Annotated in this window: 20 protein-coding genes; 16 read left to right on the top strand and 4 right to left on the bottom strand. The window is 74.8% G+C overall.

The window, feature by feature from the left end; genetic code table 11:
• Positions 1-34: 34 nt before the first annotated feature.
• The 12 genes from O7542_RS07870 (at position 35) to O7542_RS07815 (ending at position 13,653) form a co-directional block, all read left to right on the top strand.
• Positions 35-1,249 carry an inositol-3-phosphate synthase gene (locus O7542_RS07870; protein ID WP_051610915.1) on the top strand — a complete coding sequence of 405 codons (1,215 nt, stop codon included), beginning with the start codon at positions 35-37 and terminating at the stop codon, positions 1,247-1,249.
• 76 nt (positions 1,250-1,325) lie between these two features.
• Positions 1,326-2,570, top strand: a complete 1,245-nt coding sequence (locus tag O7542_RS07865; RefSeq protein WP_069088461.1) for an acyl carrier protein — start codon at positions 1,326-1,328, stop codon at positions 2,568-2,570.
• Positions 2,567-4,066 carry a class I adenylate-forming enzyme family protein gene (locus tag O7542_RS07860; protein ID WP_281605958.1) on the top strand — a complete coding sequence of 500 codons (1,500 nt, stop codon included), beginning with the start codon at positions 2,567-2,569 and terminating at the stop codon, positions 4,064-4,066. The genes O7542_RS07865 and O7542_RS07860 overlap by 4 nt, the downstream gene beginning before the upstream one ends.
• Complete coding sequence (locus O7542_RS07855; protein WP_104113455.1) at positions 4,059-5,306, top strand: decarboxylase; 1,248 nt, start codon at positions 4,059-4,061, stop codon at positions 5,304-5,306. Before O7542_RS07860 ends, O7542_RS07855 begins: the two co-directional genes overlap by 8 nt.
• A gap of 4 nt (positions 5,307-5,310) precedes the next feature.
• Positions 5,311-5,565, top strand: a complete 255-nt coding sequence (locus O7542_RS07850) for a phosphopantetheine-binding protein (RefSeq protein WP_043323366.1) — start codon at positions 5,311-5,313, stop codon at positions 5,563-5,565.
• Positions 5,562-6,722, top strand: a complete 1,161-nt coding sequence (locus tag O7542_RS07845; protein WP_281605957.1) for an acyl-CoA dehydrogenase family protein — start codon at positions 5,562-5,564, stop codon at positions 6,720-6,722. The genes O7542_RS07850 and O7542_RS07845 overlap by 4 nt, the downstream gene beginning before the upstream one ends.
• Positions 6,715-7,827 (top strand): acyl-CoA dehydrogenase family protein, encoded by a 1,113-nt coding sequence (locus tag O7542_RS07840; RefSeq protein ID WP_281605956.1) that lies wholly within the window; start codon positions 6,715-6,717, stop codon positions 7,825-7,827. The genes O7542_RS07845 and O7542_RS07840 overlap by 8 nt, the downstream gene beginning before the upstream one ends.
• 65 nt (positions 7,828-7,892) lie before the next feature.
• The gene (locus O7542_RS07835; protein WP_281605955.1) at positions 7,893-9,386 is read left to right on the top strand and encodes an amino acid adenylation domain-containing protein; all 1,494 of its coding nucleotides are present in this window, start codon (positions 7,893-7,895) and stop codon (positions 9,384-9,386) included.
• Entirely contained in the window at positions 9,383-9,916 is a 534-nt protein-coding gene (locus O7542_RS07830; RefSeq protein WP_043323361.1) for a flavin reductase family protein, read from the top strand. The genes O7542_RS07835 and O7542_RS07830 overlap by 4 nt, the downstream gene beginning before the upstream one ends.
• Positions 9,913-10,758, top strand: a complete 846-nt coding sequence (locus O7542_RS07825) for an inositol monophosphatase family protein (protein WP_064445640.1) — start codon at positions 9,913-9,915, stop codon at positions 10,756-10,758. Before O7542_RS07830 ends, O7542_RS07825 begins: the two co-directional genes overlap by 4 nt.
• Positions 10,742-11,698 carry a Gfo/Idh/MocA family oxidoreductase gene (locus O7542_RS07820; protein ID WP_281605954.1) on the top strand — a complete coding sequence of 319 codons (957 nt, stop codon included), beginning with the start codon at positions 10,742-10,744 and terminating at the stop codon, positions 11,696-11,698. The genes O7542_RS07825 and O7542_RS07820 overlap by 17 nt, the downstream gene beginning before the upstream one ends.
• Positions 11,699-11,799: 101 nt before the next feature.
• Positions 11,800-13,653 (top strand): AfsR/SARP family transcriptional regulator, encoded by a 1,854-nt coding sequence (locus tag O7542_RS07815; protein WP_281605953.1) that lies wholly within the window; start codon positions 11,800-11,802, stop codon positions 13,651-13,653.
• A 63-nt stretch (positions 13,654-13,716) separates the two neighbouring features.
• Here O7542_RS07815 and O7542_RS07810 read toward each other — a convergent pair whose 3' ends face one another.
• On the bottom strand, positions 13,717-14,790 hold the full coding sequence (locus O7542_RS07810; protein ID WP_043323358.1) for a hypothetical protein: 1,074 nt from the start codon (positions 14,788-14,790) through the stop codon (positions 13,717-13,719).
• A gap of 411 nt (positions 14,791-15,201) precedes the next feature.
• Between O7542_RS07810 and O7542_RS07805 the strand changes: the two genes are divergently transcribed.
• On the top strand, positions 15,202-16,092 hold the full coding sequence (locus O7542_RS07805) for an SGNH/GDSL hydrolase family protein (protein ID WP_043323357.1): 891 nt from the start codon (positions 15,202-15,204) through the stop codon (positions 16,090-16,092).
• 55 nt (positions 16,093-16,147) lie between these two features.
• Here the strand turns inward: O7542_RS07805 and O7542_RS07800 are convergent, their stop codons facing one another.
• The gene (locus O7542_RS07800) at positions 16,148-17,383 is read right to left on the bottom strand and encodes a glycoside hydrolase domain-containing protein (RefSeq protein ID WP_281605952.1); all 1,236 of its coding nucleotides are present in this window, start codon (positions 17,381-17,383) and stop codon (positions 16,148-16,150) included.
• 210 nt (positions 17,384-17,593) lie between these two features.
• Here O7542_RS07800 and O7542_RS07795 point away from each other — a divergent pair, with 210 nt between their 5' ends.
• The gene (locus tag O7542_RS07795) at positions 17,594-17,746 is read left to right on the top strand and encodes a hypothetical protein (RefSeq protein ID WP_166456009.1); all 153 of its coding nucleotides are present in this window, start codon (positions 17,594-17,596) and stop codon (positions 17,744-17,746) included.
• Complete coding sequence (locus tag O7542_RS07790) at positions 17,746-18,711, top strand: N-acetylmuramoyl-L-alanine amidase (protein WP_030499177.1); 966 nt, start codon at positions 17,746-17,748, stop codon at positions 18,709-18,711. The genes O7542_RS07795 and O7542_RS07790 overlap by 1 nt, the downstream gene beginning before the upstream one ends.
• Before the next feature lie 53 nt (positions 18,712-18,764).
• Here O7542_RS07790 and O7542_RS07785 read toward each other — a convergent pair whose 3' ends face one another.
• Positions 18,765-19,994, bottom strand: a complete 1,230-nt coding sequence (locus tag O7542_RS07785; protein WP_281605951.1) for an epoxide hydrolase family protein — start codon at positions 19,992-19,994, stop codon at positions 18,765-18,767.
• Between the two features lie 22 nt (positions 19,995-20,016).
• Entirely contained in the window at positions 20,017-20,934 is a 918-nt protein-coding gene (locus O7542_RS07780; RefSeq protein WP_113972942.1) for a redoxin, read from the bottom strand.
• Between the two features lie 174 nt (positions 20,935-21,108).
• Between O7542_RS07780 and O7542_RS07775 the strand changes: the two genes are divergently transcribed.
• Positions 21,109-23,334 carry a hypothetical protein gene (locus tag O7542_RS07775; protein ID WP_043323352.1) on the top strand — a complete coding sequence of 742 codons (2,226 nt, stop codon included), beginning with the start codon at positions 21,109-21,111 and terminating at the stop codon, positions 23,332-23,334.
• Positions 23,335-23,344 lie beyond the last annotated feature (10 nt).

Raw genomic sequence — 23,344 nt, 5'->3', positions numbered from 1 at the left:
GCCGTCCCGGCGCACCCAGAGAAGGAGTCTTCCCGTGACCGTCACCCAACGCGAGACCTCGCACGCCCCGTCCCCCGAAACGGACGCACCCGTCGGCGTGTGGCTCAACGGCGCCCGCGGTTCGGTCGCCACCACGGCGATCACCGGTCTGCTGGCGCTGCGCGCCGGCATGGCCGACTCGACCGGCTGCGTCACCGACACCGGCATGCTGCGCGACGCGCCGCTGGTGAGCTGGACCGACCTGGTGGTCGGCGGGCACGACATCGTCGACACGCCGCTGGAGAAGAAGGCCGAGTCGCTCGTCGACTCCGGTGTCATCCCGGCGCCGGTGCTGGCCGCCGTGCGGGGCAGCCTGCCCGAGGTCGAGCAGAACCTGCGCACCGGCTACGACGCGCGTACCGAGACCGGACCGCTGGCCGAGGTGGTCGACCGGCTGGCCGGCGACATCGAGGAGTTCCGCGCCCGCCACGGGCTGTCCCGGGTCGTCGTCATCAACGTGTCCTCGACCGAGCCGCCGGCCGACCACCGGCCCGAGCACGACGACCTGGACGCGCTGACCCGCGCCCTGGCCGACCCGGACGACAAGGCGCTGCCGGCCAGCTCGGTGGTCGCGTACGCGGCGTTCCGGGCCGGCTGCGGCTTCGTCGACTTCACCCCGTCCACCGGCGCCCGGCTGCCCGCGCTGGAGATGCTGGCGCAGCGGGAGCGGGTGCCGTTCGCCGGCTCCGACGGCAAGACCGGGGAGACGCTGCTGCGTACCGCCCTGGCGCCGATGTTCACCAGCCGCGCCCTGCACGTGCTCTCCTGGGCCGGGGTGAACCTGCTCGGCGGCGGTGACGGCGCGACGCTGGAGGACCCGCGCAACGCCCGCAGCAAGCTCAGCTCGAAGTCGGGCGTGCTGCCCGCGCTGCTCGGTGAGGACGTCACCGCCCCGCTGCACATCGACAACGTGCCGGACCTCGGCGACCACAAGACCGCCTGGGACCACGTCTCGTTCGAGGGCTTCCTCGGCGTCCGGATGTCCATGCAGCTCACCTGGAGCGGGGTGGACTCCACGCTGGCCGCCCCGCTGGTGCTCGACCTGGCCCGGCTGACCGCCGCGGCGCACCGCGCCGGGCACGTCGGCCCGATCGAGGAGCTGGGGTTCTTCTTCAAGGACCCGATCGGCACCGACGAACACGCGCTGGCCGAGCAGGCGCAGGCGCTCGCCAGCTGGGCCAACGGGCTGGACGGCCGCGGCGACAGCTGACCTTCGTACCGGCCGCCGGCGCGGCGACTCCCGCGCCGGCGGCCCCGCCCCACGTATCCGCATCGAGGAGCCTCCCATGTCCCCACACGTCCCGAACGCGCCGGACCGGCCGAGCACGGATCCGGTGTGGACGCCGATCCTGACCGGTCTGCACGCGACCGCGCTGGACTGTCTCCAGACGAGCTTCGCTCTGCTCGCCGACTACGCGAACGGGTCCGGCAGCCATCTCGCCCTCGGCGCCCGGTACGGGTTCCGCACCCGGGATCAGGACGCTCTGATCTCCGTCGAGGCGACCTCGGACGACCGGGCCGCCGAAGCGGTCGACCTGCTGGGCCTGCGCGTCGAGGGCCGGTGGATGCAGCTCGACGGCCCGCAGGTCCGCCGGCTGTGCGCGCCCGGCCAGCCGCTCTACGTCACCGCCGACGCGTACGACCTGCCGTGGTGTCCCTACCACGGGCACGAGCACATGCGGCACAGCTTCCTCGCCACCGAGGCCGGGCCGGATCAGGTCACAGTGGTCGACGCTTACCACAACGACACCGCCTGGGGCCCCGCGCGGCCCGGCGTGTGGCGGCTGCCCACCGCCGCGTTCGACGCGGCGCTGGCCGGCGGCGCGCACACGCTGGCGGTGACGGCGCACCCGGCGCCGGCGATCGACGTGCCCGCCATGCTCGCCGGCAACGCCGCCCGGGCTCGCCGGGCCCGCCCGGAGATCGCCCGCTACCTGGACCGCACCGGCGCCGCCCTGGACACGGTGGCCGGGCTGCACCGCTTCGTGCTCGACGTCTGGCTGCTGGCGCGCGCCCGCGACCTGCACGAACGCTGGCTCGCGGCGGTCGCGCCGGAGGCCGCCGCCGCGCTGGCCGGGCAGGCCGCGCGCTGGCAGCAGCTCGCCACGCGCAGCTACGTGGCGCTGCGACGGGCCCAGGCGGGCCGGCCGGCCGCGCCGGAACTGGCGGACGCGCTCGGCGAGCTGATCTCCGACCACCTCGACGCGCTGGAGGCGATCGCCGAACCGGCCGCCACGCCCGGCCACGACGCCGTGCGGCCCGCGCCGGACCCGGCAGGTGGAGAGGGCGTACGCGCCGCGGTGCTCGGCGCGCTCGGCGAAACCCTGGACCTGGACGGCTCGACGCTGCGCACCACCGACGTGCTCCGGGAGCTTCCCGGCTTCGACTCGTTCCGGCTGGTGGACGTCATCGACCGGGTCGAGCGGCGGCTCGGCGTCGAGGTTCCGGCCACCGCGCTCTCCGCGGCCGACCTGCGCGACGTCGGCTCCCTGTGCGCCATGTTCGGCGCCGCCACCGGAGGTGCCCGATGAGTGCCGAACTGCTGCACGACCTGCTGGACCGCACCGCCGGCGCGCGCCCCGACGCGCCCGCCGCCGGGGACGGGACCGTCGAGCGCACGTACCGTCAGGTGCGGGCCGACAGCCTGCGCCTGGCCGGCTGGCTGCGCGGGCAGGGCGTCCGGCGCGGCGACCGGGTGCTGGTGGCGCTGCCCGCCGACGCGACGCTGCCGGCGCTGCTGTACGCGGTCGCCCGTACCGGCGCGGTCTTCGTCGTTCTCCGGACGCCGGCCCCCGAGGTCGCCCTCGCCCACGTGCTGGACGACGCCGAACCGGTCCTGGTCCTCACCGACGACCGGGTGCTCACCGGCCTGTGCCACGCCCGTGGCGTCCCGGCGCGAGGGGCCGCCGCGCTGCGGCGCGCGGCATCCGGCGCGGCCGGCGGCGACGCGCCGGCCGGGCCGGGCCCGCTGGCCGTCGACCCGGTCTGCCTGATCTACACCTCCGGCAGCACCGGCATGCCCAAGGCCGTGGTCTCCACGCACGCCCAGGTCACGTTCGCGGTCCGGGCGATCCAGTCGGAGCTGCGCTACCGGCCCGACGACGTGGTGCACGTCCTGCTGCCGCCGTCGTTCGACTACGGCCTCTACCAGATCTTCCTCAGCACCGTCGCCGGCGCCCGGCTGCGCCTGGGCGACAGCGCGGAGACCGGTGGCCGCCTGCTGGTGAGCCTGGTCGAGTCCGGCGCCACGGTGCTGCCCTGCGTGCCGTCGCTGGCGATCAACCTGCTGCGGCTGCTCGGCCGCGCGGGCGCGCCGCGCCCGCCGCTGCGCCTGCTCACAAACACCGGCGCCGCCATGCCCCCGGAGGTGCTGGCCGGCCTGCGCCGGCTGCTGCCCGGCCTGAGCGTCCAGCTCATGTTCGGCCTCACCGAGTGCAAACGCGCGGCGATCATGCCGCCGGACGCCGACCTGCGCCGGCCCGGCGCCTGCGGGCGGGCGCTGCCCGGCACCGAGATCTTCACAGTGGACGCCGAGGGGCGGCGTCAACCACCGGGCGTTCCCGGCGAGCTGGTGGTACGCGGCCCGCACGTGATGGCCGGCTACTGGCGGCGGCCCGAGCTGACCGCCCAGCGGTTCCGGCGCGTACACGGGCTCTTCCCGCAGCTGCACACCGGCGACCACGGCCACGTGGACGACGACGGGTACGTCCACTTCGCCGGCCGGCGCGACGATGTCTACAAGGAGAAGGGCACCCGGGTCAGCGCCACCGAGGTGGAGGCCGCGGCGTACCGGGTCGACGGCGTGGCCGCGGCCGGGGTGCTGCCGCCGGCCGACGGCCACGACGGCGCGACGCTGTTCGTGGTGGCCGCGCTCACCCCCGCCGACGTGCTGCGCCGGCTACGGGAGCAGCTGGAGGAGATGAAGGTGCCGGCGCGCTGCGTCGTGCTGCCCGACCTGCCGCTCACCGGCAACGGCAAGGTGGACCGGCGGGCGCTGGCCCGGCTGGCGGGTGAGCACGATGGCTGACCTGCCCTTCGACACCCCGGCCTACCGCTACGACCTGGCCCGGGTACGCGCCAGCCACGCCGCCCTGGTCGCCGCGCTGCCCGCGCCGAGCCGGCTGTTCTACTCGCTCAAGGCCAACCCGCACCCGGCACTGGTCGCGGCGCTGCACACCGCCGGCTGCGACGCGGAGATCTGCTCGCCGGGCGAGCTGGCCGCGGCGCTGCGGGCCGGCGTGCCGGGCGAGCGCATGCTCTACACCGGACCGGGCAAGCGCGACGCCGAGGTGACCGAGGCGGTACGTGCCGGTGTCCGCTGGTTCTCCGTCGACTCGCCCGAGGGCCTGGACCAGGCCGACCGGATCGCCGCCGCGCACGGCGTCGAACTGCGCTGCCTGCTGCGGGTCAACGACCGGGTGCCCAACCCGGGTCAGGGGCTCACCATGACCGGCGTCGCGTCCCAGTTCGGCGCCGACGCCGACTGGATCGAGCGGGAACCGCACCGGTTCCGCTCCCGCCCGTCGGCCCCGGTACGCGGGTTCCACCTCTACACCGGCAGCAACGTCGACTCGGTGGACGCGCTGGTGTCCCAGTTCACCGCCGCGGCGCGTACCGCCCGGCGGTTGCGGGACCTGCTCGGCATCGACCTGACCCTGCTCGACCTCGGCGGCGGCTTCGGCGCGCCGTTCGCCCGGCCCGGCCACAACGCGGACCTGACCGGCCTCGCCGACCGGGTCGGCCCGGCCCTGGACGGGCTCTTCCCCGGCTGGCGCGACGGCGCGCCCACGGTGGCCTTCGAGTCGGGACGGTTCCTCACCGCCACCGCCGGCACGCTGCTGACCCGGGTGCTGGACGTCAAGCGGTCGCAGGGCACGCCGGTGGTGGTGCTGGAGTCCGGCATCAACCACCTCGGCGGGATGTCCGGCCTGCGCCGGCTGCCGCCGCTCGTGCCCGCCCTGCACGCCGCTGACGACCGCGACGGCGCGCCACTGGAGGCCGCGATCGTCGCCGGGCCGCTGTGCACGCCGCTGGACACCTGGGCCCGAGCCGCGAGCCTGCCCGACGTACGGCCCGGCGACGTGCTCGCCGTGCCGAACGTCGGGGCGTACGGGCTCTCGGCGAGCCTGCTGGCCTTCCTCGGCCATCCGGCGCCGGTCGAGGTCGTCTGCGACGGCGACCGCGTCGTCGAGACGTCCCGGCTGACCCTGACACGGCACCCGGTCGACGCGCCGGGAGCCACTGACGAACCACGAGAAGAAAGGTGACGTCATGAACACCGAATTCACCGAGCTGCTCCGGCCGTTCCTCAAGTTCGCCGGCCCGGAGGAGATCACCGAGGACGCCCGGCTGCGCGACCTCGGCCTGGACTCCATGCGCGAGATCGAGCTGCTGTTCGCCATCGAGGAGACGTTCGGGGTCGCCGTGCCCGACGACAAGCTGGTCGACTCCACGTTCGCCACCGCCGGCGGGCTGTGGGGCGTGGTCGAGGAGCTGCGCACACCGGTCGGTGGTGGTTCCCGATGACGGCCGTCGCCGGGTACGCCCCGGCCGTCGAGACCGTCGCCGAGATCGCGGCGGAGCACGCCCGGGAGGCCGACGAGACCGCGGCCTTCCCCACCGAGACGCTGGACGCCATGCGTCGTAGCGGGCTGCTGGGGCTGCTGGTCCCCGAAGCCGAGGGCGGCGCCGGCGGGACGCTGCCGGACCTGGTCGACGTCACGCTGGCACTGGGCCGGGTGGACATGTCGGTGGCGATGGTCTTCGCCATGCACTGCCAGCAGGTCGCCGCGATCACCGCGTACGGCGGGGAGAAGCTGCGCGCCGAGGTGCTGCCGTCGGTGGCCCGGGGCGAGCGGTATCTCGGCTCGGTCACCACCGAGGCCGGCAAGGGCGGTCACCTGCTGACCGCCGAGTCGGCGCTGGAGCACGACGGCGAGATGCTGCGCGTCGACCGGCAGGCCCCGATCGTCACCGGCGGCCCGTACGCGGACGCCTTCCTGATCACCACCCGCGCCCCGGGCGCCGGCTCGGCGGCCCAGGTGGACCTGGTCTACGCCGACCGGGACCAGGTGGAGGTCGAGGTCACCGGCGGGTGGCGTCCGCTGGGCATGCGGGCCACGCACAGCGTCCCGATGCGGCTGCGCGGCGCGGTGCCGCAGTGGCAGGTGATCGGCGAACACGGCGGGTTCCGGGAGATCGCCACCACTGTCTTCGCGCCGCTGGCGCACGTCGGCTGGGCGGCGGCCTGGATCGGGGCAGCGGCCGGCGCGTACGCCCGGGTGCTGCGGCACGCCCGCAGCGAGGCGGGACGGCGGCAGTTCGCCCCCTCCTCCGAGCTGGTGCTGCTGCGGCTGGCCGGGATCCGGGCCCGGCTGGACGCGGCGCACGCGCTGCTGCGGCACACCGTCTCGGTGGTCACCGGCGCGCCGGACATGTCGGCGGCGCCGGTGCAACTGCTGCTCAACACGCTGAAGATCCGCGCGGCCGAGGAGTCCTTCGCCGCCGCGCACGAACTGGTCGAGCTGGCGGGCCTGCGCCACGGCTACCTGACCGACTCGCCGCTGGCGCTGGAGCGCACGTTCCGGGATCTGCGCTCGGCCTCGCTGAACTACGCGAACGACCGGCTGCGCCTGGCGAACGGGGCGCTGTCACTGCGCGACCCGGGGGTGCGTCTTGCCTGAGCCGAGGGCGACACCGACGTCGGCCGGGGACCACGCCGCCCCGGCGGGCGCCGCGCTGTCCGGCGTGGACCCCACCGACCCGGGTGCGGTGTGGCGCGCGCTGGGCGCCGCCGGGACCATCGAGGCGCTCTACGCCGACGGCGTCCAGCCCGACCCCCGGCGGCTGTCGGCCCTGCTCACCGAGCTGGACGCCCGGTGCCCGCTCGGCGTGACGCTGTCGGTCTGCGTCCAGGTCGCCACGGTGCTGCCGCTGCTGGCCGGCGCGACCGGGCCGGCCGAGCGCGCGCGACGCGGGATGCTGCGCGGCGAGACCGTGGTGGCGCTGGCCGTCACCGACGCCGCCGGGTCGGGATCGGACCTGCTCGACGCCACGACCCGGGTGAAGCTGGGCGACGACGGCGCCGTCCTGGACGGTGGCAAGGACTGGATCACCAACGCGACGAGCTGCGACGCGGCGCTGGTGCTGGCCCGGCACCGCGAGGCGCGGCACTTCACCAGCTTCTGCTGGGTGCTGGCGCCGGCCGACGCGCCCGGCGTGACAGTCGGATCCGCCGGCCGGGCGTTCGCCGGGTCCGGTGTGGGCCACCTGCGCTTCGCCGGCGTGGCGCTGGGCCCGGACGCCGTGCTGGGCCGCCCCGGCCGGGCGCTGGCCGGGTTCGCCCGGCAGGTCGGCGTCGAACGGGTCGCCGGGGCGCTGTGGGCCCGGGCCATGTGCCACCGGATGCTGGCGGGCCTGCGCGACTGGCTGCGGCGCCGGCCGGCCGGGGCGGGCACGCTGTGGGACCGCCCGGCCATCCGCGAGCGGTACGCCCGGTGCCTGGTCGCCACGCACCAGCTCGACGCGCTGTGCGCGCCGCTGCTGGACGCGCCGGCGGCCGTCCCGTCCGCGGTCACCGGGATGCTGCTCAAGGTCAGCGCCGCCGAGACCGTGGACCGGGTCGCCACCGAGGCGGTGCGCCTGCGCGGCGCGGACGCGTTCCGCGACGGCGGGGAGGCGCAGCTGCGCACCGAGGCGGCCATGTTCGGCATCGCCGGTGGAGCAACCGGAGCGATGCTCGCCGGCATCGCCGACCACGCCGACGAGCTGGCCGGCGCGGTGACCTGAGGGCGTCCCGCGCCCGGTGGCGGCGGGACGCCGATCGACGACAGCACAGCGAAGGGAGCAACGCCGTGAGTCTCTACCAGTGGTTCGAGCGAACCGCGGCACGGGTGCCGGAGGCGGTCGCGCTGGAGGTCGGCGGGGAGCCGGTGACCTACCGCCGGCTGCGCGACCTCGCCGACGGCCTCGCCGGCCGGATCCACACCGAGGTGGGCCGACGCCCGCGCGCGGTCGGCCTGCTGGCCGCCCGCAGCCTGCCCGCGTACGCCGGTTATCTGGCCGCGCTGCGCGCCGGAGCGGTGGTGGTGCCGCTCAACCCGGCCTTCCCACCGGCCCGCACCGCCCGGCTGTGCCGGGACGCGGGGGTGGACGCGATGGTGGTCGACGACGCCGGCGCCGCGACGGCGGCGCAGGTCGCGGGCGACGCCGTGACCGTACGCCTCGACGGCGCGCCGGGCGTCCCGCCGCCGGCCGCCCCGGTGGCGCCGGACGACGTGGCGTACCTGCTGTTCACCTCCGGCTCGACCGGGCGGCCCAAGGGCGTGCCGATCCGGCACCGCAACGTCGACGCGTTCCTCACATGCTGCCGGGACCGCTACCCGGTCGGCCCGGGCGACCGGCTGTCGCAGACCTTCGACCTGACCTTCGACCCGTCCGTCTTCGACATGTTCGTCGCCTGGGGCGGCGGCGCCACGCTCGTGGTGCCGCAGCCCGACGAGGTGCTGACGCCGGTGCGGTTCGTCAACGAACGACGGATCACGCACTGGTTCTCGGTGCCCTCGGTGGTCTCGCTGGCCCGCCGGATGCGGATGCTCTCCCCCGGCGCCATGCCGGGCCTGCGGCACAGCCTCTTCGCCGGCGAGGCGCTGACGCTGGAGCAGGCGCGGGCGTGGGCGGCGGCGGCGCCGGGCAGCGTGGTGGAGAACCTCTACGGTCCCACCGAGCTGACCGTGACCTGCACCGGTCACCGGCTGCCGGCGGATCCGGCGGACTGGCCGGCCACCTCGAACGGCACCGTGCCGATCGGCGACGCGCACCCCGGGCTCGACGCGATCCTGCGCGGCGAGGACGGCACCGTCGGCGGTGACGACGGCGAGCTGTGCGTGCACGGGCCGCAGCGGTTCGACGGCTACCTCGACCCGGCCGACGACGAGGACCGGTTCGTCACGTACGCCGGTCGCCGGTACTACCGCACCGGGGACCGGGTCCGCCGCGAGCACGGCACGCTCGTGCACCACGGCCGCCTGGACGACCAGGTGAAGCTGCGCGGCTACCGGATCGAACTCGGCGAGATCGAAATGGTTCTGCGCGGCCACCCGGGGGTGCAGGACGCGGTGGTGCTGGCGTTCGGCGCGGACGCCGACGTCGCCCTGCGCGCCGTCTACACCGGCGCCGCCGGGATCACCGCCGAGTTGACCCGCCGGTGCGCGGACCGGCTGCCCGGCTACATGGTGCCGGCCCGGATTCACCACGTGGCCGCGCTTCCCACGAACGCCAACGGCAAGACCGACCGGCGCCGGACCGCCGACCTGGTCGGCAGCGCGACGAGAGGAGAACGACGATGACCGGGACAGGAGACGGACACGAGCAGGAAGGGGCGTTCCGTTCGGTGGCCGGGCGGTTCGCCACCGGAGTGGCGGTGGCGACGGCCGTCGGACCCGACGGCCCGGTGGGCATGACGGTCAACTCCTTCACCACCGTGTCGCTGTCGCCCCGGATGCTGCTGGTCTGCCTGCGGCGGGACTGCCGGCTGCTCGGCGCGGTCCGGCGTACCGGGCGCTTCGCGGTGACGGTGCTCGCCGACGACCAGCGCGCGGAGGCGGCCTGGTTCGCCAGCCGGGGACGGCCCAGCGGCGCCGACGGCTTCACCGGTGTCACCTACGACGCGGAGCGGGCGACCGGCTGCCCGCGCCTGACCGACGGGGTGGCGTACTTCGGCTGCGAGGCCGTCTCCGCCGACCCGGCCGGTGACCACGCCGTGCTGATCGGCGCGGTCCGCTCCGCCGGCCTGCTCCGGCCGACCCCACCGCTGCTGTTCGTGGACGGCCACTACGCGCGGGTCGCCGCACCGGCGGAAGCGCAGGTGGCGCGATGAGCATCGGCGCCGCTCCCGGCGACCTGCGCCACCTGAGCCTGCGCGCCGCGCGGGCCGGGGCGGACGCGATCCGCGAGGCACGGAGCCAGGGTTTCCGGACCATGCACAAGGGCGGGGCGGCGCAGGACCCGGTGACCACCGCCGACCACGCCAGCGAACGGGCCATCCTCGACCTGCTCGCCCGCGACCGGCCGCAGGACGCCGTCCTGGCCGAGGAGTCCGGGCTCAGCGCCGGCTGCTCCGGCCTGCGCTGGATCGTCGACCCGCTCGACGGCACGCTGAACTTCAGCCACGGGGCGAGCCGCTACGCGGTGAGCATCGCGGTGGCGACCGGCTGCGACGACGGCGACGGCCAGGTGGTCGCCGCCACCATCCTGCAACCGGCAACCGGCGCCTGCCTGGTGCTCGACGGCGACGGCGCGCTCGACGGCGACGTCCCGGTCACCGTCGACCGGGAGGCCGCGCCGGGGCACGCCCTGGTGGCGTTCGCGGTGCCGAACGCGCCCGGCCCGCGGCGGCGGGCGTACCAGTCGCTCGTCGGCGTCGCGCCCCTCGTCGCCGACCTGCGCAACTCCGGCTCCACGGTCTGCGACCTGGCGGCGGTGGCCCGGGGGGAACTGGACGCGTTCGTCAGCTTCGACCCCGCGCCGTGGGACGTCGCGGCCGGCACCGCGCTGGTCGAGGCCGCCGGTGGGGTGACCCGACGGTGGCGCCACGACGGGATGGCGGTCCTGGCCACCGGCGCGCCGGCCGTCGTGGCCGCGCTGGCCGGCTGGCTGAGCCCCGACCGTACGGACGACGCCGACGAGAAGAAGGGAACCGACGATGACCGGCAGCGATGAGTTCCGGCTGGCACTTGTGGGGGCGGGCCGGATGGGCCGCCACCACCTGCGGGCCCTGGCCGACCACCGGACGGTCCGGATCCGGCACGTGGTCGACCCGGTTCCGGCGGCACGGGCGGAGGTCGCCGCGGCCGGGCTGCCCGCGTACCCGAGCGTGGCGGACCTGCTCGCGGACGCCACGCCGGACGGTCTCCTGGTGACCGCGCCCACCGGCCGGCACGGCGAGCTGGTCGCGGCCGCCGCCGAGGCCGGGCTGCCGGTGCTGTGCGAGAAGCCGGCCGGGCTCGACCCGGCCGGGGCCGCGCAGGCGGGGCGGGTGGCCGCCGCCGCCGGGATCCCGTTCCAGGTCGCCTACTGGCGGCGGTTCGTCCCGCAGCTGCGCCGGCTGCGCGAGCGGATCGCCGGCGGCGCGCTCGGCGAGGTCCTGTTCGTGGCCGCGTCGCAGTGGGACGGCGAGCCGCCGGCGGCGGCGTTCCGCACCGGCAGCGGCGGGATCTTCGTGGACATGGGCGTGCACGAGTTCGACCAGATCCGGTGGCTGACCGGGCAGGAGATCGACCGGGTCGCCGCGCAGCCCGCCGGTCCGGTCACCGACCCGGCGGTACGCGGCCGGGACGTGGACAGCGCGCAGGCGTTGCTCGGCCTGTCCGGCGGCGGTACCGCGCTGGTCTCGCTCGGCCGGCACCACCGAGGCGGCGACATGGCGACGGTGGAGGTGTTCGGCACCCGGGACCACGAGCGGTTGACCTTCCTCGACCCGGCCGACGGGGACGCCATCATGTACGCGGCCCTGGCCTGCCAGGCGGAGGACTTCGCCGAGCTGGTCCGCGCGGGCCGGTCGGCGGGCGCCGGGGTGGCGGACGCGGTGGCGGTGCTCGACGCGGCGCACCGGGCGACGGCGCAACTCACCCGGGGTCACGAGATACACACCGATCGGTGACAACTTGCACCATCTGGGATCGAGGTATTCCCCAGCCGAAGGTGGGAATTCCAGCCGTGCACCACACTGTGGACGGTCCTGCGGAGCGGGGGAATACATCGATGCGGTTCAGTGTCCTCGGCCCGCTGGCCCTTCACGTGGACGATCACCCGATCACGCTCACCGGCACCAAGCCCCGCCTTCTGCTCGCCGTGCTGCTGCTGAGCCCGGGGCGCACGGTCGCCACCTCCCGGCTGGTCGACGGCCTGTGGCCGGACGCGCCGCCCGCGTCGGCGGTACGCAACCTGCGGACGTACGTACACCGGCTGCGACAGGCGCTGGACCGCGGCGGCGACTCGGCCGACCGGCTGGTCCACGACGGCACCGGCTACCACCTGCGGGTCGACGAGGACGAGCTGGACCTGCTGCGTTTCCGGCGTCTCACCGACGACGCCCGCCGGGCCGCGCGGGGGGACCGGCCGGAGGTCGCCGCCGAGCTGTTCGACCAGGCGGTCGAGCTGTGGGGCGGGCCCCCGCTGGAGGACCTGGCGGATCCGGGCACCGACCTGGGCGCGACCGTCACGGCGCTGCGGGAGCAGCACCGGGAGATCACGACCGAGCTGTTCGACCTGCGCCTGCGACTGCGGCAACCGGCCCGGGTCATCCCGTCGCTGCGCCGGATGGTGGCCGAGGAGCCGCTCGACGAACGCCGGCAGGCGCAGCTGGTGACCGCGCTGACGCTGGAGGGGCGTGTGGCCGAGGCGCTGGCCGTGTACCAGCAGGCCCGGCGCGGCATCGTCGACGAGCTCGGCGTCGACCCCGGTCCCGCCCTCCAGAGCGCCCTCCAGGCCGCGCTGGACGGGGACTCCGCCGAGGTCCGACCACCGTCCGGCTGGCCGGCGGCCCTCGGCGCCGGGCCCGCGGCGCCGCCCGGCCCGCCGCCGAGCCCGCAGGCCCTGCCGATGAAGCCGCCGTCCCTGGTCGGCCGGGACACCACGGCCAGCCAGCTCCGCACCATCGCCGAGGGGATCGCCGACCCGGCCGGCGCCGACGAGCACGCCGGGGTCGTGCTCGTGTCCGGCGCGCCGGGCGTCGGCAAGTCGTCGTTCTCGGTGTCCAGCGGGTACGACCTGGCCGACCTCTTTCCCGACGGTCAGCTCTTCGTCAGCTTCGACAGCAGCGACGAGCCACCCCGCGGCAGCGGCGAACTGATCAGGGAGCTGCTCGTCGAGCTGGGTGTACCGCTGGCCGACGTGTCCGAGGACATCCGGGAGCGTTCCGCCGCGCTGCGGTGCGCGCTCGCCGGCCGACGGCTGCTGCTCATCATCGACGACGTCCACTGCGCGCAGCAGGTGCGCCCGCTGCTGCCCGGCGCGGGCCGCAGCCTGGTGCTGATCAACAGCCGGCAGCGCCTGCTGGACCTGGACGTCGGCTGGCGGTTGACGCTCGGCGCGCTCGACCGCGCCGACGCGGTGGAACTGCTGGCCACGATCGCCGGTGAGCGCCGGGTACGTGAGCAACCGGAGGTGTTCGGCCGGATCGCCGCGGCCTGCGACCTGTTGCCACTGGCGCTGCGGATCGTCGGCAGCCGGCTCGTCACCCAGCCCGACGTCGCCCTGCCCGGCTTCGCCGCGCACCTGGAGGACGAGGAGAACCGGCTGTCCGAGCTGGCCGTCGGGGACATCTCGGTGCGCGGCAGCCTCTCGGTCAGCTACCAGGCGCTGGACGTCGACGCCCGCCGGGCGCTGCGCGCGCTGGCCCGCGCCGGCTCGTTCATCACCCCGGCCAGCGCGGTGGAGATCCTGCGCCTGCCCCGGCAGCAGGCCAACCGGATGGTGGAGCACCTGGTCCAGCACAATCTGCTGCTGCCCGTCGACTCGGACGATCCGGGCCAGCACTTCCACCTGCCGGAGCTGCTGCGGCTCTTCGCCCGCGAGTGTGTGGACGCGCACGGCCGCCCGTTGCCGGCCACCTGACCCGCCGGCAGCCGGATCGGGGTGTGCGGGTCAGCCGACGCGCACACCCCGATCCGGGTCTCCTCACTTGAGGAAGCGGTCCAGCGCGGCCTCGATGGTGCCGCTGTCCGGCGTCGCGTACGACTTCATCGTCACCTTGTTGTAGGAGATGAAGCTCGGGCAGCGGGCGGCCGGAGCGTTCACCGTGCCGCCGTCACCGACCTTCTCGGCGGTCTTGGCGGCGTGGAACGTCAGCGTGTACCGCGAGGAGATGTAGTCGACGGTGACGACCTTGTCCTCGCTGTTCTTGTACTGGCACTTCTTCGGCGTGCCCTCGCTGCCCTCGACCATCTTCAGGCAGCCGATGACGGACACGGTGGCGAAGTCCGCCGACTTGGCGTAGTACGGCTTGGCCGAGCTGATCGTCTTCTGCGACCAGAACGTCGGCCGGTCCGGGGAGTTGGAGAAGACGTACGCCTTCGAGCCCGCCGGGGCGGTGTACGGGGCGGCGTTGAGGATCGGCCCCCCGTCGCAGACCGCCGACATCTCGCTGGCGTACCGCGCGGTGATCGCGTCGTTGTTGGTGGGACCGTCCGGCCCGGGCGACTCCGGCCCGTCAGCGCTGGGGGTCGCGGACGGACTGCCGTCCGGCCCGGGGGTGGCGCTGCCGGAGGCGACCGGCTTCGGGTCCTCCTCGTCGCCGTTGAAGGCGACGTAGGCGAGCCCGCCGCCGCAGCAGAGCAGCGTCAGCGTCACCGCACCGGCGGCGAGGCCGACGATCAGCCCCTTGCTCTTGCCGCCGCCGCCCTGGGGCGTGCCGGGCGCGTAGGGCGCGGCCGGCGGCGGGAAGCCGGCCTGCCCCGGGTACGACACCGCGGGCTGCGGCGCCCCGTACGGCGCGCCGGAGGCCGGCTGCGATCCGTAGGGCGCGCCGGAAGCGGGCTGGGCGCCGTACGGTGCGCCGGAGGCCGGCTGGGCGCCGTAGGGCGCGCCCGACGCCGGCTGCGAACCGTAGGGGGCACCTGACGCCGGCGGCGAGCCGTAGGGCGCGCCGGAGGCCGGCTGCGCGCCGTACGGGGCGTTCGGGTCGGGCTGGTTGCCCCACGCTCCGGCGTTCGGGTCCGGATAGCCTCCGTAGGGAGGGTGATTGTCACTCATCTGAGGTTCTTCCACCTGTCGTCCGTGGTTCCGGCGATCAACCACTTCGCAGCGTAATGACGGCCGCAAATCCGGGATCGCCGACGTTCGATCGGTCGCTCACCAGCCGTGCCGGGGTGGCTCCGGTGCGTGCCTCCGCGAATCCGGCCCCGGTCCACCCACCAGGAGTGACAGTGCCGGGGAGCGTTGCGCCGCAACGAATCGACCCGTCTACGGGCTCCCGGCACCCGACTCCGGGGACGCCGAAAAGTGTGACGCACACAACACCTGAGGCCGCGTCGGCAACCCTCCACCAGGCAGTGCCGGACCACATCCCGGGACACGCTTTAGTGAGCCCTGTCTATATTGACGTGCGCCACAGGCGTGGACAGAATCCCAGCACCACCACCAGGACCCCTCCGGGAGGGCCCCATGAACCGTCCCCGCCTGCCGCTGATGCGGACCGCCACCAGACTCGCCGCGGTCGCCGCCGCCACCGCCGGCGTGCTGCTCGCGGCCACCGCGCCCGCCGTCGCCGCCGCGCCCACCGGGCGGTACGTGGCGCTCGGCGACTCCTACACCTCCGCCCCGCTCGTGCCCACCCAGGTCGACCTGAACTGCCTGCGCTCCAACCGCAACTACCCGTCCCTGGTCGCGGCGTCCGCCGGTTCGTCGTCGTTCACCGACGTGAGCTGCTCCGGGGCCACCACCGAGGACATCCTGTACGGCGGCGACGGCGCGCTGGGCATCGCGCTGCCACCGCAGGTCAACGCGGTCACCGCCAGCACGGCGCTGGTCACGGTCCAGATCGGCGGCAACGACATCGGCTTCTCCGGCATCATCGGCGACTGCGCCGAGGCGAGCGTGAGCAGCCCGCTCGGGTCGCCCTGCAAGGACCGGTTCACCGCGGGCGGCACCGACCAGTTGCGGGCCCGGATCGCCGCCGCCGCGCCGAAGGTGACGGCCGTGCTGCGGGCGGTCCGCCAGGCCGCGCCGAACGCGCGCGTGGTGGTGCTCGGCTATCCGGCGATCCTGCCCGACAGCGGGTACGGCTGCTGGCCGGTGGTGCCGATCGCCTACCAGGACGTGCCGTACCTGCGCGGCGTCCAGAAGGCGCTCAACACGATGCTCGCCGACACCGCGGCGGCGGGCGGGGCCAGCTACGCCGACGTCTACACCCCGTCGATCGGCCGGGACGCGTGCAAGAGCAGCGGCACCCGCTGGGTGGAGGGGCTGGTGCCGCAGAACTCGGCCGCGCCGTTCCACCCGAACGCCCGCGGTGAGCAGGGCATGGCCACCGCCCTGCTGGCGCACCTGAGCTGACCCGGACGCCGTGAGCCGGCCCCGCCGAGGCGGAACCGGCTCACGGCCCGCGGGTTCACAGCCGGGTGATACGGACCGCGTCGGCGACCACGTACCCGGTCCCGGCGCTCCAGCGGCTCACCCCGACCTTGTCCCCGGCGCCGGCGGCGAGCGTGAACACGCCGAGCGAGACCCAGCGTCCGCCGCCGGTGCGCTGGTCGACCGCCACCGACCGGTTGCCGGTCGTGGTGGCGACCAGGTACGGGGTGCGGTCGTTGTAGCCGGGGTCGGCCGGGTACCACACCGACACCTCGTAGGCGCCGGTCGCCGGCAGGCTCGCCCGGAACCAGGCCACGTCGCTGGCCGCCACCGGCGTGGCGAAGCGGTAGTCGGCGCCGTGGCGCTGCCCGGAGTACGCGGAGGCGCCCCAGGCCGCGCCCGCGCTGAACCCGCCCGACGTGGCGTTGTCGACCGTGACGCTCCACGACGCGGGCGGGGTGCCGGCCCGTACGTCCAGGTAGTTGCGGTCGATCTTCATGGTCACGCCGCCCCACGTCTCGGTGACGTCCCCGGCGTACTGGTGCAGGCGCTGCTGGTCGGCGTAGCGGTCGTCGGCGCAGTACGTGCCCCCGTCGGTGTCCGCGACGCCGTTCCACCAGGCGATCCAGATCTGGTCCAGGCGCAGGTACCGGGTGTCGTCGTAGGCGTTGCAGACGTCGGTGATGCCGGAGGATCCGCTGGAGTACATGCCGGCGAGGTAGCCGCGCGTGTGCAGCCGCTCGACCCAGCCGGAGAGGAAGGAGAGCACGGCGGCCCGGCAGCTCGCGTTCGACGGGTACTGCTCGATGTCGTTGTAGAGCGTGCTGCCCGCGCCGATGCCGAGCGCCGTCGCGGCGGCGGCCGCGCTGTCCGCCGCGGTCCGGCCCTGCCCGCGGGCGGTGGCCGGGTCGGCGGACATCTTCGGCGTACGGGTGCCGCACGGCGCCTGGTAGCCCAGCTCGATCGGGATCAGCCGCCAGCCCTTGCGGGTCTGGTCGGCGACCCAGGTCGCGGTCAGGTTGGGCTGGGCGCACGTGCGGCTGGCGCCGCTGATGTAGACGCCGACCGCGCGGTACGGCGAGGCGGTCAGCCAGGCGTCCATCGCGGCCTGCGACGGCGCGGTGCACGTGTCGAAGCCCTTGCCGGTGAAGGTGCCGGGCTGCGGGCCGACCGCGGCGACAGTGGCGGCGGCCGCGGCCGGGGCGGCCGCGGTGGCCGGGGCCGCGGCCGCGGCCACAACGAGAAGTGTCAGGGCCGTGACGAACGCTCTCATCGGCGCCCCTCCTGTGAAGGATTCCTCGCTCGACGGCGAGACTTGGGCAGGATTTCTACCACGCATCGACGAACGACGACAGATGGCGGTGGCGAAAGTTTTCACAATGGAAACGATCATTGAAGGGTATCGACAGAGCGCCCGACGCCGGGATAGCGTGCCCACACTCACGAGCGTCGATCGATACTGCGCCGTCACCCGAGGAGCGCCATGCCCACGTCACGATCCCCCCGTCTGCGACGCCGAGGTCTGCTCGGCGTACCCGCCCTGGCGGCCGCCGCCCTCGTGGTGGCCGTCCGTCCCGGTACGGCGCACGCCGCGCCGAAGGCCGAGTGCCTCGCCGACCTGCTCCGGGAGCAGTGATGGCCACCATTCCCTGGCTCGTTGACGTGCTGCGGGCCGCCGGCGTGCAGGTGGTGGTCGAGGGCGACTGGCTCAACCGGATGCGCTCCGGCTCGTTCGACCCGATCGGCGTGCTCTGGCACCACACCGCCGCCACGTCCAGCGCCACCAACCCGCACCCGGCGCTGAACATCTGCATCAACGGCCGCTCCGACCTGCCCGGCCCGCTCTGCCAGGCGCTCGTGGACTACCACGGCGTGTTCCACGTGATCTCGGCCGGCCGGTGCAACCACGCCGGCACCAGCGGCGGCAGCGGCCCGATCCCGGCCGGCGACGGCAACACCCTGATGATCGGCTGGGAGATCGACTACAACGGCGTCGACCAGCGGATGACCACCGCCCAGTACAACGCGAGCATCGCGGCCACCGCCGCCGTGCTCAAGCGGCTCGGCCGGGACTCCAGCTACGCCCGGGGGCACCGGGAGACCAGCACCACCGGCAAGATCGACCCGTCCTTCATCGACCTGAACACGATGCGCGCCGACGTGGCCGCCAAGATGGCCGGCGGCGGCACCGGCTGGACGTCGACGGTGGACAACGCCACCGCGGGCCGGTTCACCGCCAGCGCCAACTGGGGCACCTCGACCTACTCCGGGCAGCGCTACGGCGCCGACTACCGGTACGCGGACCCGGTCGCCGCGAGCGACGCCGCCTGGTACAAGTTCAACGTCCCCCGTACCGGCAACTACCGGGTCGACGCGTGGTGGCCGGCGAATGCGGGCTACAACGCGGCCACGCCGTACATCGTCGCCACCACCACCGGCAACCGGACGGTCACCGTCGACCAGCGGGCGACCGGCGGGCAGTGGCGCTCACTCGGCACGTTCACGCTGCCGGCCGGGGACGCCAACCGGGTGGCGGTCAGCCGGTGGAGCTCCGCCGCCGGCCTGGTCATCGCCGACGCGGTCCGGCTGACCGAGGTCTGAATCCGCGGACGCGGCCGGGTGGACATCCCACCCGGCCGCATCCGTCCCGGCAGTCAGCGCAGCGAGCGGAAGGCCGCCCGCATCTCCTGCGCGAACAACTCCGGCTGCTCCCAGGCGGCGAAGTGCCCACCCCGGTCCAGCTGGTTGTAGTGGATCAGGTTCGGGTACGCCCGCTCCGCCCAGCTGCGCGGCGCGAGCAGGATCTCGTCCGGGAACTGGCTCACCGCGGCCGGCACCCGGACGCCCTTCGCGGCGAAGAACGACAGCGCGTTCTGCGCGTACAGCCGGGCCGAGGACACGCCGGTGTTGGTCAGCCAGTAGAGCGTGACGTTGTCCAGGATGTCGTCGCGGCTCAGGCCGCCGGGCCGGCCGGCGAAGGCGGCGCAGATCAGATCCAGGCTGGCTGCGTCGTGGTCGAGCATGAACATCGCCAGCCCGGCCGGCGAGTCGGCGAGCGCCGTCAGCGTCTCCGGGCGGGTCGTCATGATCAGCGCGTACGCGGAGTGCTTCCAGAAGAAGTCGATCCGCTCGCAGGCGGCCCGCTCCTCGTCCGAGAGCCCGGCCGGCAGCTCCGCGAGGGGGTTGTTCACGCCGGTGATGCCGCGTTGCAGCAGCGCGTCGATGTCCGGCGGCACCACGCACGGCATGTTCGTGTGGATGCCGGCCAGCTCCGGCGGCGCCTGCACGCCGAGCATGTCGGTGATCAGCGCGCCCCAGTCGCCGCCCTGGGCCACGAACCGGGTGTAACCCAGCCGCCGCATCAGCTCGGTCCAGGCGCGGGCGATGTGCTGCGGGTCCCAGCCGGGCCCGTCCGGCTTGCCGGAGAAGCCGTAGCCGGGCATCGACGGGATCACCAGGTGGAACGCGTCCGAGGCGCGGCCGCCGTGCGCGGTCGGGTCGGTGAGCGGGCCGATGATCTTCAGCTGCTCGATCACCGATCCCGGCCACCCGTGAGTGACGATCAGCGGCAGCGCGTCGTCGTGCCGGGACCGGACGTGGATGAAGTGGATGTCCAGGCCGTCGATCTCGGTGACGAAGTTCGGCAGGTCGTTGAGCCGCGCCTCGACCTTGCGCCAGTCGTACTCGGTCGCCCAGTACCGGGCCAGCGCCTGGCTGGTCTCCAGCGGCACACCCTGGGACTGGTCGTCCACCGTCTGGCGCTCTGGCCACCGGGTGGCCGCGAGCCGGGTCCGCAGGTCCTGCAGGTCCGCCTCCGGCACGTCGACGCGGAACTCGCGGATGTCGGCGCCGGTACGCGTCGGCGTCAGGGTCTTGACGGCCACGGGTTGTCCTCCTCGGGTCGGGTCAGGGACCGAACGTGAAGACGTACGCGCGGAGACCGGGCCGCTCGGCGCGCAGGGTGAGCCGGTGCTCCCCCGGCGGCGCGCCGTCGACCAGCCGGATCATGGCCGCCCGGTCGACGACGACCCGGCTGTCCGGGTCCACGTCGGCGCCGCGCGCGTCAGCGGCCGGTTTCCCGTCCAGCAGCACGCGAACCCCGGCCGGTCCCGCCGGTCCGGGGTCGGCCACCAGGTTCACCTCCCCGGCGGTGAACGGCAGGACCAGTTCGGCGTGGCCGCCCGCGACCTCGACGTACTCGCCCTCGACCCGCCAGTCGCCGGTGAGCGCGTACGTGCCGGGCACGCCCCGCTCGGCGCCGAGATAGGTCTCCGGGGTGATCCCCGCGTACGTGGGCTGCCGGCTCGTCACGAACGCTGTCACCTCCGGGGTGACCGGCGGCAGCGCGGTCCCGGGCGCGGCGGACTCGACCAGCCGCCGGATCTCCGTCTCGGTGCGGTCGTAGCCGCCCTCGCCGACCCAGCGGTCGGCCAGCCGCCCGTCGGCGTCGAAGAGGTACCGCGCGGGCCAGGCGTCGTTGCGCAGCGCGCGCCAGAACGTGTAGTCGTCGTCGATCGCGATCGGGTAGGTGAGACCGTGGTCGCGGACCGCCCGGTCGATGTTCTCCGCGAGCCGGCCGAAGGCGAACTCCGGCGCGTGCGCGCCGATCACCGTGAGCCCCAGATCCCGGTAGTCGCGGTGCCACGCCCGCACGTACGGGGCGGTGCGGATCCAGTTCACGCAGGTGTACTCCCAGACGTCGACCAGAACCACGCGCCCGCGCAGCTCCTCCGGCGTCAGCGGCGCGGAGTTCACCCACCGGCGGACGTCGATCGGCGGCAGCCGGGTCGCCACGGCAAGGTCGTCACGCGAAGCGCCGGTCATGCGGGACCCCTTCCTCGGCGGACCGTCGGCGGTTACCCGGACGGTACGGCTTCGAACGGCCGCCCGAGGCAGGTGCGCGGGCGTTTGCCCGCCGCCCGGCGGGGTAGGACGCTGCGCCACCCGAGGGCGGGCCGTGCCAGGCGGCGTGGGCGGCCGGGACGTCGCGGAGGGTCGATGACGGCTGGACCAGGGCGGGCGCAGGCCCCGCCGGGCGAGGTGGTGGAGCTGCGGGTGCACGGGGTCTCCGCGGGCGGGGCCGCCGAGGTGCTGGGCCGGCCGCTGGTCCGGCAGGTCGCGGGCGACCGCAGCGCCGGCTTTTACCGTCCCCGTCCGGACCTGGCCGACGGGCGCGGCGCGAGCGGAGTGACGCTGGAGGCGTACCAGTGGAACGACCTGCCGTCCGGCACCGCGCTGCGTACCCTCTCGCTGCTGTTCCTGATGCCCTTCATGCTGCTCAACGTGGCCGTGTGGATGCGGCCGGGGGACGCCGTCGGCGGCGCGGTGGTGCGGGCGCTGTGCCGCGTGCTGGGGTTGAGCCTGACCGCGTTGTACGTGCTCGCCGGGGCCGGGGTCGCGCTGGACCTGGTGGCCTGGCAGTGCCTGTCCGTCCCGGCGTGCGTCGCCGACCGGGAGTGGCTGTCCTGGATGGGCGGGCGGCCGGTCGGGCTGCGGCTGGTGGTGCTGGCGCTGGTCCCGGCGGCCGCGGTGAGCCTGGTCTGGTGGGGCTCCCGGCGGCCGGGACGCTCGTTCACCGCGTTCCGGGCGCCGGAGCGGGCGACGGCCGGGCCTCCGCTGAGCACGATCGGCCAGTGGGACACCGAGCCGCTGATGGGCCGGCTGCGTTCGATCCACATCGCGGCGGCCTTCGCCACCCTCGATGGCTGTCTCCTCGCCGCCCGGGCCGCGCAGGGCGTCCCGCCGACGGTGGCGGTGCTGCTGGCGGTCACCGGCGCGGTGCTGCTCGCCTGCCTGGTCCTGGTCTGCGTGCCGCCGCTCGTCGACCGGGCGCCCACCGACCCGCGACGTGACCGGGTCGCCCGGGTGCTGCGCGGCACCGCGATCGGGCTCACCGTCGTGGTGGCCGGGTATCTGCTGTTCGCCCCGGCCCGCTGGCGTGCCGGCGGCGGGCTGCCCGGCTACGGCTCGATCCTGACCTGGCTGCTGGTCACGCACGCGGTACTGCTCGGCGGCCTGGCCGCGGTGCTGATCTGGCACCGCCTACGAGTCCGCGGCCACCAGCCGCCGAACGGGCTCGGGGCGCTCGTGGTAGCCGCGGCGGCGGGCGGGCTCGCGGTGGCGTACTCCGCCGAGCTGGTCCAGCGCACCGCCGACCTGCTGGACCGGGGCGTGTCCCCGGCGGACGACATACCGGGCCCGGCGCACGCGTACACCTGGGCGATCTACGGCTTCTTCCGCGCGCTGCTGGTCACCCTGGTGGTCGCGGCAGTGGTGGCGCTGGTGTCCCGGCGCGGCCGGATGCGGGCCGCCGGGGCGATCGTCGAGCGGGACTTCCCGTCGCCGCCGGCCGAGGCGGCGCCCCGGCTGCGGCAGGTCCGGACGATGATCGTGCGGGCCCGGTTCACCGACCTGCTGGTGCCGCTGGCGGTGCTGTTCGCCGTCATGGCCGGACTGGGCGCGGCGACCACCGCGATGGCGCTGGTCCGTCCCGATCCGGGCGAGACGCTGGAGCACCGCACGCACGTCCCGGCGGAGCTGGTCATGTTCGGCATCGAGGTGGGCGGGGTGGCGATCTCGGCGGCGGTGCTGGCCCTCATCCTCGCCGGGATCTTCGCCTACCGCAGTCCCGGGTTCCGGCACCACGTCGGCGTGCTCTTCGACCTGGCCACGTTCTGGCCCCGGGCGGCACACCCGTTCGCACCGCCCTGCTACGCCGAGCGGGCCGTGCCGGAGCTGGCCCGGCGCATCACGTACCTGGTGCACAGCGGCAACGGGGTGCTGCTGTCCGGCTACAGCCACGGCTCGGTGCTCGTCGCCGCCACCGTCCTGCAGCTACCGGCGGAGGTCAGCGCGCGGGTCGCCCTGCTCACCTACAGCTCGCCGCTGCGCCGGCTCTACGCCCGCCTGTTCCCCGCCTACGTCGGCGGCGAGATGCTGCGCGGGATCGGCGGCCGGATCGGCTGGCGCTGGCGCAACCTGTGGCGGGACACCGACGCGCTGGGCGGATGGATCTTCTCCCCGCACCGCCCGGACGAGCCGGCCCGCGTCACCGGCCCGGAGGCAACTGTGGACCGTCGCCTCCGGGACCCGGAGAGCCTGGTCGCCCCGCCCTGGGACAGCGTCCCCCCGCCGATCAAGGGTCACCTCCCGTCGGAGGACGACCCGGCGTACGCCGAGACGGTGCGGGACCTGGCCGGGCGGCTGCGCGCCGCCGAGCCGTGACGCGGGCATG

Origin of the sequence: Micromonospora sp. WMMC264, assembly GCF_027497275.1 — a bacterium.
Classification (GTDB): Bacteria; Actinomycetota; Actinomycetes; order Mycobacteriales; family Micromonosporaceae; genus Micromonospora; species Micromonospora chalcea.
The sequence above is the reverse complement of the archived record's forward strand: the minus strand, read 5'-3'. Positions and strand labels throughout refer to the sequence as shown.